This is a genomic window from Cyanobium sp. Tous-M-B4 (assembly GCF_024345395.1).
Taxonomy (GTDB): Bacteria; Cyanobacteriota; Cyanobacteriia; order PCC-6307; family Cyanobiaceae; genus Cyanobium_A.
Genome location: NZ_JAGQBA010000005.1, coordinates 119,860 through 128,944, shown reverse-complemented (window position 1 = coordinate 128,944; position 9,085 = coordinate 119,860). Strand labels below are relative to the sequence as shown.

Sequence of the window (9,085 nt, the reverse complement as noted above, 5' to 3'; positions counted from 1 at the left end):
CCAATTCGCACGGCGTTACTCGAGAGGGAAGGCCACCACCCGAACTGAGCAAGCATCGACAATCTGAATCCAATGCTCCCGGCTGATCCCTAACCGCTCCAGCATCTCGCCCACGACAACTCCCGATGTAAGCAATCGCTGCCCCCGCGCATGAAGCTCCCGCCAGGTCGGCGGCACCTTGAGCAGAAAGCCGTTGTCCCGCAGAAAGTGTGTGATCTCCCCATTGGCATACGTGCGCCCGTAGGGCCGAAAAGGCCCCCGTGAGGGGTCGTAGCGGCGCGCCGCCTTGATCAGCCCAATCATCGCCAGCTGCAGCAAGTCCTCCTTGGGGTGAACAGTGCGGCGAGCGAAGTTGCCGGCGATCTTCTCAGCAAGGTCCATGTGCTCCAGGGCCAGGGCATCAGCAGCGGCGTGGGGCCGCACTGGCCGTTGCCGCTGCGGCCTGCAGCGCGTCGTCGGCTGACACTTGGGCCTCGCCGGGTGATGCACCGGTGCCTGCAGGTTGATATCCAGCTGCTGTGCCCGGGCATGGCACGCCGGCCGGCGGTAGAGCCGTTGCTTGAGCATTTGCGCCGCACCTGCGGCATCACCCACCAGCACAACCGTGATCGGCAGCACCAGCTGCACGGCTGCCGAAGTCAGCACGGCAGGGCTTGGGCTCCCCACCAGGGATGGCGTGGAACATTCCCGCACCGCGGACAGCAGCAGCTTGCTCACCGGCTCACCAGTAGTGGCGTCACCACCGGCTGGATCCCCTGAGCCTTCCAGTAGCGGCCCTCAAGCCACAGGGCACCGTGGCAGAAGGCGTCCACCAGATCCTTGCTGCCCTTAGGGAAACGAATTGCTTCTTCCACTAAGGGCTGGGCGCGGTGGTGAAAACGAATTTGACCTGCTTCCACCAGGGGGGCGACGGCATGGGCGCGGGTCTCCTTGCTGCCTCTCGCCGTGATCGGCAGCATCCCCGGTACGCGGCGCCGGAGGGTTTGCAGCACAGCCGGGCCGTTGGCGGCGTCCTCAATCAGCACGGCGTTGGGGCGAAGACCCTGCTGCTCCAGGGCCTGCAGGCAGCCCAGCAAGAAGCGGATCACCTCCGGCAAGCCAAAGCGGTGCCGGGCGGCCCAAAGCACCTCCATCTCCAAGGCAGTGCTGTGCGGCGGCCCCTCGGGTTCACCGCTGCGCGGGTTGAGCGTTCTCGGTGGGGGTGCCAGCAGGCCCGCCAGGCAGAAGCCGCAGTAGTCGCTTTCTGCCTCCCCCTTGAAGGACAGATCACAGGAGAGGGCCAGCAGGGCGTATTGCCGCTGGCGGCCAGCATTAGCTCCTGTCTCCTCCCGCGGAAAGGGCGGCCTGATCCAGTTGCGCAGGAAGATTGACCCAGACGCCGGGCTGGGCCGCTGCTGATACAGCGCCGCCCACCAGTAAGCGCCCAGGCGAGCACGGATTTTGAGCAGCTCGCTTAGAGGGAAGCGCTCCGGGCAGAGGGCCTCGCCCCTCTGGCGCCAATCGGGTATCAATGTGCAGGTAGGCGGCAGCTTGGGGCGTTCGGTCGGCTCTTCTGCAACAGCGGGTAGATCCAGCACGGTCCACTGCTGCGGCGCCTCGCCCAGCTCCTGCTCGTACAGCCAGCCGATCACGTCTTGGTGGTCCCAGCGGGTGAGCACCACCACCTGGGCTGAGAGGTTCGGCTGCTCCTTGCCATCCGGCCCCAGCACCATGGCCGGTTCGGACCGGGTGAGCCACACCGAGCGCAGCCAGTCGATCAGCTTCTGACGCAACGCCGGTGATGCCGCATCACCTGGGCCCTTGTAGGGGTCGTCGATGATCCCCAGGCTGTAACCCTTGCCCGTAAAGGGGCCATCCACACCAGCAGCGATACAGCCACCCCGCTGACGGGTCAGCCAGTTGCCCACCGCCGCTGAATCGCGGGCCAGCAGATGACCGGTCACCCGGTAGAAGTGGCGCGCTTCTCGGGAGTGGGCGTAGGCCAGTTCCGCCGAGTACGACGCAATCGCCGCAAAGAGGTGCGGGTAGCGCTGCAGGAAGTAGGCAGGGAACAGCTTGGAAACCAGGAGACTTTTGCCGAGTCGGGGAGGACAGGTGACGATCAGGCGACTCAGCTGGCCATCGGCTACGGCCTGGAGCAGCTCGATCAGCACCTCAGCCCAGCGGTGGAAGCCATAGCGGGGGTAGGCCTCAGCGATAAAGCTGCGCAGGCTCTGGGGTTCCGATGGCTCGGCTGTGGTGGTTGTGGGCAGGTGCAGCAGGCCGGCGTCACCCCAGGGGTCGAGCTCGCTCAGCAGCAGGCCGCTGCTAGCTGCTGCAGGGCCCTGCACAAGTGCCGTACTTGAGGGAGCGCCCGTCATCCCCTCAGCTCCGGTGACTTGATGGGGCCCCGCAGGATGCCGCCGATCTCAGCAATCACCCGGAAGGCACCCACCGCCGCAGAGAACTGCTCAGCATCCATCGCCCGGCGGGCGCAGTCGTAGAGGGCGTAGATGTGCTGGGCCTGATGTTCGAGGCGGTTGCTGATCAGGTCTTCCACCATCCGCTGGCGTGCCGCATCCAAATAGGAGCGGACCGTGCGGGTGTTGGTGACCCCCCAGCTGGCTCCTGCGTTTTCGTAGATCCGCAGCAGGGGCATGCGCTGGGCAATCCACAGCTGCGCCTCGGCGATGCGCCGCTCCACCTCCATCGCCGTGGGCCTGGGCGCCACCTTGCCGCGACGGCGGAGCCGGGGTGGATTGCCCTTCCCGACTGGCCTAGAGGGATCGACGCCGGCTGAGGGGAGGAGGGACCGGCCATCGGCGTCCTGATCCAGCGGGGCAGAGCGCAGGGCCTCGATGACCTCGTCGATAGGTGGCGCTTGCTGAAAAGACATCAGCCAGACAACCAGAGCCGCAGGGACCCAGCTGGGGAGTACGCAGGTGCCATAGCTGGAATTTGTTTCAGCGAAAGCATAAATGCTTTATCCACGCTCGCATATCCGCAGGCCTGATCACCGCTCTGGCCGCGGGTCAGCTTTGTAGCGGCTGGTCCCGGAACGGCTGGAACGGCGCTGGAACGGCCCGCGTTCCGGCCAGATCGGTTGCCAGAGCAGCGTTCCCACGGTGGTGGAACAAATGGAACACTAAATACAGATATAGATATAGATAGAGGCCTAAAGCTGCATACCAATTGGTGGGGCTATTGGGTTACCGATCGGGCCGATCCCTTGCCGAGGCTTAGCTGCCTATTTATCTAGGGGGATGTCCTTGCTGAGCGTTCCACCCGTTCCAACCGTTCCACCCATTGCAGCGCAATGGATCTGGGCGTTTGGGGGGCGGAACGCCGCGTTCCACCTGGATTCAGGTCACCGCGAAGTAACCGGCCCTCGTCTCAGGCCAGAATGGCTGCCCTGCAGTGGATCTGCGCTGCCGAGCTGTTCAGAGGCTATTGATGGGGATGGCGCAGGCCCTGGCCTTGGAGCCGGCCCCCTTGAAGCGCACCGAGTTCGTGGTGGGCTGCGCTCCCGGCAATCTGGAAAGGATCGTGCTCCAGCTGGAGGCCCACGGGGTGCCGTCGAGGATGCGGGCGATCGCCTCGGCGGTGTTGCTCACCAGCAGGTGGCCCTCGTGGATGCGAATGCCATGGCGCGAGAGGATCTCCTCTGCATAGCGAGCGCTCACGGGATCAAGACCGCCGGGGGTGACAACCGTCTCGACCAGCTCGCCGACGTTGCGTGTATGGATCCGGTCCTCGGTTTCCACCCGCAGTTCGAATTGCAGGATGCGATTGAGACAGCGCCGTTCATCGGGCAGACCGATGCTCTGCTGAAAGGTGCTCCAGTCACTGCCAGCGATCAGGGCCTGGGCCTGGGCAGCTGTCGGGACTTCACTGGACTGCAGGGCCCAGGCGCCAGCGAGCAGCGTTCCGTACTGATCCCCCTGATGCTGGGAGCCGAAGTGGGCCGCCGCAACGCGGGAGAAGACCCGCACTGCCTGGCGGATCATCGGGAGCAGGACCACGGTTCGGGCGATCAGGCGACGGCCGGCGCCGGCAGTGATCTGCTCCTCCAGGTCACGGTCGAGCTCCTCCCAGTGGCGCTGCCTTGCCGATGGCTGGAGGTGATCCGGGGCCCGCAGGGTGAGCTGGGAGAAGCGTCGTCTGTCGGCGCCCTGCCTGAGGGCGGTTGAAACGCTGCTGAGCAGGAACATCGAGCGAACCCGAAACCGCTGCACCTCCCCTGCGGCGGAGCCCTTGCCGATCGAAGCACGTGTCTCGCTGGAGGCGTAGCGGGCCAGGGCAAGGATCTGCTGGATGCGCTGCTGATCGGCTTTCTCGTTGCTCTCGGCCTCGTCGATCACAACCGGCAGGGCATCGGAGCGCAGGGCCTGGCGGATGAAGGCCTCGGTTGTGTTGCCCACCACCGGCAGGGCGAAATCCCCCAGCAACACCCCGACAAAGCGCTCCAGCAAGGTCGACTTGCCCGAGCCTGCAGCGGCTGTAAGCCAGAGGTGCGGGCGCCAGCTAAGCGCCCCGGAGATCGGCGCCAGGGCCACCCAACCTGCAAGCAGCAGGGAGGACGCCGGGATGTCCCAGTGAAACCGCTCGGCAATCGAGAGCACCATGAACGCTTCCTGATCGCTCAAGGGAGTGGCATCGCCGGGCCCGTGGATGGCCGCGCCGCGCTGGTAGTGAAAGCGTGAGCAGAAGGGTTGGGTGATGGGCTGACTGCGGCCATCGACAACGAGGCGATCACCGAGGTGGAGCACCGATTGCCCTGCATCGGCCCAGGCGCCGCGACCGCGCAGGCAGTCCAGATCAAAGATCCCAACGGCGGCCTGCTGCGTAAACAGATCAGAAGCAGCGGCGGTCCAGTTGACCCCCGTCTTGGAGGGGAAGAGGGTCTCCCAATAGGCGATCGGCGCCAGGCGGCAGAGATTCATGCCGCCGTGGGAGGAGGAGGCCAGTCGCACCACCTGACCTGTCGAGCAGGGCTGGTAGTAGTAACCATCCCCATCGAAGCCGAGGCAGAGAAATGGCCGTTCGCCTGGGGTGTGGGCTTCCCGCGGCACCGCTGTTCCACCAGGGGTGGGGCACGGAAGTACCGGAGCGGCGGTGCAGTCAACTGCGACGTGATTCATCCGCAGGTGGGCGGCCCGGGCGGCCCGCAGGATCACGCTGATGCGCTCCCCCAGCAGGCCTGGAGCGTCATCAACCGAGCCGCCCGGCGGCAGGCCACTCCAAATCTCGCCGGCCGGCAGGTGGAGCAGCGGCAGGCCCACCTCCGCTGCGGCCTTGATCACCTGGCGGGCGCGGCGCTGGCCCTGCTCATCGTGATCAGAGAGATAGACAATGCCGGCCACACCGGCCTGCCGGAGGGCGCGGTAGCGCTCGGCGATCTGGGGGCTGCTGTGGGCGTGGCCCGGTTGGGTGGAAGCGAGGAAGCCACCGCTGATCAGCAGGTCAGCGCACTTCTCCCCTTCCAGCTCAAGCAGCCAGTGGCCGCGAGCCTGCAGCAGCGACCGCCACTGGTACATGGGCCAGGGAGCGGGCCCAGCACCGCGCTGCCAGCCCTGGTCGGTGCGGTGATTGGCGTAGAAGACCTTGCCGCCGGATCGATCAACGCGGCTGACGCGCTGGTGGTCGGAGTAGGCGTAGGGACTGCCGGTGGGCAGCGGCGCTGCCTGCTCATCGAGCAGCGCCAGGTGGAATGCCGGCACCGCTGCTGACAAGGGAGAAGCCGTGGGGTCTGCAGAAGCCAGCAGGCCATCCCAGGAGACATGGGGCTCCGCTCGCTGCGCTGCGACAGGAGGGGGTAGCGCCGCCCGCAGCGGTTTTGGTTGTTCCAATCTGAGATGGGCCTCTAGGTGGCGGGCGGCGGTCGCAAAATCCCAGCCGGTCACGCGCAGCAGCAGGTCCATGCCGCTGCCGCCACCGCCGCTGCGCTCGCGACCGCCGCACTGGTTGCAGTACCAGCCGCCGGGGCCGTCGTCGCGGTCCCAGCGGTAGCGATCGGTGCCGCCGCAGGCGGGGCAGGGCTGGTGCCGGTCCTGCAGCTGCTCCGGGGTAAGGCCGGCCAGTTCCGTCAGGAGCCGGGGCCAGTGGCCATCAGCTGCGAGCAGCACATCGCTCGCCATCAGCGCAGGGAAGCCCCATAGCTGGACAGCGAGTCGCTGGAAAGGGAATCGCTGGGGGCAGGGGGCAGCCTGCGCTCGTCGCCGCGCATCACCTGCACCAGGGTGCGCCTGACGAAGGAGGCGCGGCTTTCGATGCCGTCGGCGTTGCGGTCGATCCAGGCGACGACGGGCTCAGGGAGCTGCAGCTGTACGCGCTTCATGATGACAGTGGAGTGCTACCGCAAAAGCCTAGCAATAGTTTCAGGTAGCCCTAAAGTCTGGCTAAGTGCTGTCGGCGTGCCGTGGCTATCGCCCTGCGTCCTTACCAATTGGAGGCCGTGCAGCGGGTCCGGCTTGCCTTCCTGGAGGGGCACCGCGCCGTGCTGTTTGTGCTGCCCACCGGTGGTGGCAAGACGGTGGTGTTCAGCCACATCGCCCAGCAGGCGGCAGCGCGCGGCAACCGCATCGCCGTGCTGGTGCACCGGGCCGAGTTGCTGGAGCAGGCCTCCCGCTCCCTTGCGGACCTAGGCGTGGAGCACGGCCTGATCGCCGCCGGCCGCTCGATGAACCTGCGGGCACCGGTGCAGGTGGCCTCGGTGGGGGCCCTGGCCCGGCGCTTATCGATGCTGCCGCGCGATTTCTTCCAGCTGCTGGTGATTGATGAGAGTCACCACGCGAGCGCCTCCACCTGGGCGAAGGCACTGGAGCACTTCAACACCGCCAAGGTGCTCGGCGTCACTGCGACACCCTGCCGCAGCGATGGCCAGCCTCTCGGTGCCTGGTTCTCCTGCATGGTGCTCGGTCCAACTCCCGCCTGGCTGAGCGACAACGGCTACCTGGCACCGGCCCGGGTCTATGCCCCACCGATCGGCTTTTCAGCCAAGGGGCTGCGGCGCCGGATGGGCGATTTCGATCTACGCCAGGCCGCCGGTGCCCTCGGCGGTAGCCGCATCCTGGGCGATGCGGTCAGCCATTACCAGCGCCACCTGGCTGGCCGTACGGCGATTGCCTTCTGCTGCTCGATCGCCCACGGCCAGGCGGTGGCCGAGGCCTTCACTGAGCGGGGGATCAGGGCGGCCAGCATCGACGGCAGCCAGGATGTGGGCACGCGCAGGCAGCTGCTGGAGCAGCTGGGGTCCGGTGAGCTGAAGGTGCTAACCAGCTGCAGCCTGATCGGTGAGGGGGTTGATGTGCCCTCGGTGGGAGGCTGCCTGCTGCTGCGGCCCACCCAGAGCCTGGCGCTGCACCTGCAGATGATCGGCCGCTGCCTGCGCCCGCAGCCAGGGAAGACCGCGGTGATCTTGGATCACGTCGGCAACATCGAGCGGCTCGGGCACCACCTCGATGAGCAGGAGTGGAGCCTTGATGGCGTCAAGAAGCGGGAGCAGAGCAAGGCCCCGCCTGTGAAGACCTGCCCGCAGTGCTTCTGCGCGATGGCCAGCACGCTCAGCGTTTGCCCGGAATGCGGACATGTGTTCCGGCCGGAGCGCCAGAAGCTGATCACGGTGGAAGGAGAGCTGCGGGAAATCAACCAGCAGGAGCTGCGCCGCCAACGGAAGCGGGAGCAGAGCCGAGCCCGAACCGCCACGGAGCTGGAGGCCCTAGGAACCCAGCGCGGCATGAAGAACCCCAAGGGCTGGGCACGCCATGTGATCGCCAGCCGCCAGACGCGAGGACATTGGAGCCTGCTGGCGTGAGCGAGCAGGAGCTACAGCAACGGATTCGGCTGCAGCTGGGCTCAAGTCCAGTGCGGCTGTGGCGCAACAACGTCGGTGCGTTGCGTGATGAACGCGGCCGGCTGGTGACCTATGGGTTGTGCAAAGGCAGCAGCGATCTAATCGGCCTGCGCCAGGTGCTGATTGGCCCGGAGCACCTGGGCCAAACCTTGGCCGTGTTCAGCGCCATCGAGGTGAAGGCCCCGAAAGGAAGGCTGCGGGAGGAGCAGCGCTCATTCCTTGAGCTGGTGGAACGCTTTGGTGGCTACAGCGGCGTTGCCACGAGTGTCGAAGAAGCCGCGCGGGTGCTGAGGCTCAGCTAATCAGGCCGGTGCGGCTTGCCTCAGCCCCCCCCGTAACTGTCACCGCTGATCGAGCTCATATTGCCCGTAACAGCCTGTCACGAAGCCGACCATTGGGGGTTGGTGCTTAGCAAGAAGCACGGGATACTTTAAGGGTTCCCAAACGGTAACCCCATGCAAAGCCTGCAGGACAAGCTGGATGCGGCCCGAGTGCAGTTCGGCAAGTTCCTGCGGAACTGGCGCAAGAGCAATGACTGGTCCGTCACCACCGCCCAGGACTGGGCCAAGGCCTGCCCAGGGTTGATCCCCTGGCCGCTACGGGTCGCCGGCGGCCAGTGGGGCAACCTGGAGAACAGCAAGGTGTTGCAGCCCCAGCCCAGCACCTTCATCCAGCTGGCGGTGCTCAACGAGTGCCTGGCGCAAGAGGAGCGAGGCGCGATCAAGGACCGGTTGCTGCGCGATCGGGTGCAGCGGGCAAGGCCAGTGCTGCATGCCGACGGCCGCCCCTGGGGCGCAGAAGACTGGTTCGCCTGCTACATCGGCAAGCTGGAGGGTCCCGCCGAACTCTGGCCATGCCAGGAGGAGATCGACGCCGAGGCTGAGACCAAGCGGCTACGCAGCCTGTTCGATCAGGCCCTGGAACTGGTCGGGCTGCGGCCGGTGTCCGCCGCGATGCAGGTGTTGCGCAAGGCGGGAGATCTGCCGATGGAGCAGGTAGTGGCGATCGAGAACGCCCTGTTTGCCGGGGAGCGGCTGGGCCCGGCCCTCGTCCCGATCGCCCGTGAGGCCTTGCATGCCTGGGTGCGGGAGGTGGCCCCGGAGCTGGAGCCCAGCGAGCCTCTCAGCAAGGCGGCATAACAGGCGCAGAGGATGCCAAAAAGCAGCAGGTAGCGCCGTCGCGTGCGCTACCAAAAAAGCATTTATGCGGTACCGGAATACCTGGCTTAAGGGTTCCCGAATGGATAACCGCAGG

The 9,085-nt window shown here is 66.3% G+C and carries 8 protein-coding genes; 3 read left to right on the top strand and 5 right to left on the bottom strand.

The genetic code is table 11. The features are described 5' to 3' along the window. Nucleotides 1–15: 15 nt before the first annotated feature. From KBY73_RS10855 to KBY73_RS10835, 5 genes are all read right to left on the bottom strand, one after another. Nucleotides 16–717 carry a sigma factor gene (locus tag KBY73_RS10855; protein ID WP_254937112.1) on the bottom strand — a complete coding sequence of 234 codons (702 nt, stop codon included), beginning with the start codon at nucleotides 715–717 and terminating at the stop codon, nucleotides 16–18. Continuing rightward, nucleotides 714–2,360, bottom strand: coding sequence for a terminase (locus KBY73_RS10850; protein WP_254937111.1), 1,647 nt, complete (start codon nucleotides 2,358–2,360; stop codon nucleotides 714–716). The genes KBY73_RS10855 and KBY73_RS10850 overlap by 4 nt, the downstream gene beginning before the upstream one ends. After that, complete coding sequence (locus KBY73_RS10845) at nucleotides 2,357–2,875, bottom strand: hypothetical protein (RefSeq protein WP_254937110.1); 519 nt, start codon at nucleotides 2,873–2,875, stop codon at nucleotides 2,357–2,359. The genes KBY73_RS10850 and KBY73_RS10845 overlap by 4 nt, the downstream gene beginning before the upstream one ends. A 544-nt stretch (nucleotides 2,876–3,419) precedes the next feature. Beyond that, nucleotides 3,420–6,116: a primase-helicase zinc-binding domain-containing protein gene (locus KBY73_RS10840; protein WP_254937109.1), complete on the bottom strand. Its 2,697-nt coding sequence runs from the start codon at nucleotides 6,114–6,116 to the stop codon at nucleotides 3,420–3,422. Then, nucleotides 6,116–6,316 carry a hypothetical protein gene (locus KBY73_RS10835; RefSeq protein ID WP_254937108.1) on the bottom strand — a complete coding sequence of 67 codons (201 nt, stop codon included), beginning with the start codon at nucleotides 6,314–6,316 and terminating at the stop codon, nucleotides 6,116–6,118. Before KBY73_RS10835 ends, KBY73_RS10840 begins: the two co-directional genes overlap by 1 nt. An 81-nt stretch (nucleotides 6,317–6,397) precedes the next feature. On the opposite strand from KBY73_RS10835, the gene KBY73_RS10830 reads away from it, so the two are divergent. From KBY73_RS10830 to KBY73_RS10820, 3 genes are all read left to right on the top strand, one after another. Next, complete coding sequence (locus KBY73_RS10830) at nucleotides 6,398–7,792, top strand: DEAD/DEAH box helicase family protein (RefSeq protein WP_254937107.1); 1,395 nt, start codon at nucleotides 6,398–6,400, stop codon at nucleotides 7,790–7,792. Beyond that, nucleotides 7,789–8,133, top strand: a complete 345-nt coding sequence (locus KBY73_RS10825) for a VRR-NUC domain-containing protein (RefSeq protein WP_254937106.1) — start codon at nucleotides 7,789–7,791, stop codon at nucleotides 8,131–8,133. The genes KBY73_RS10830 and KBY73_RS10825 overlap by 4 nt, the downstream gene beginning before the upstream one ends. A 153-nt stretch (nucleotides 8,134–8,286) precedes the next feature. Further along, on the top strand, nucleotides 8,287–8,970 hold the full coding sequence (locus tag KBY73_RS10820; RefSeq protein ID WP_254937105.1) for a hypothetical protein: 684 nt from the start codon (nucleotides 8,287–8,289) through the stop codon (nucleotides 8,968–8,970). Nucleotides 8,971–9,085 lie beyond the last annotated feature (115 nt).

Bases quoted from the DNA above. Each gene is read 5' to 3' on its own strand.
- KBY73_RS10850 (WP_254937111.1), bottom strand. From the start codon at position 2,360: ATGACGGGCGCTCCCTCAAGTACGGCACTTGTGCAGGGCCCTGCAGCA.
- KBY73_RS10845 (WP_254937110.1), bottom strand. From the start codon at position 2,875: ATGTCTTTTCAGCAAGCGCCACCTATCGACGAGGTCATCGAGGCCCTG.
- KBY73_RS10840 (WP_254937109.1), bottom strand. From the start codon at position 6,116: ATGGCGAGCGATGTGCTGCTCGCAGCTGATGGCCACTGGCCCCGGCTC.
- KBY73_RS10835 (WP_254937108.1), bottom strand. From the start codon at position 6,316: ATGAAGCGCGTACAGCTGCAGCTCCCTGAGCCCGTCGTCGCCTGGATC.
- KBY73_RS10820 (WP_254937105.1), top strand. From the start codon at position 8,287: ATGCAAAGCCTGCAGGACAAGCTGGATGCGGCCCGAGTGCAGTTCGGC.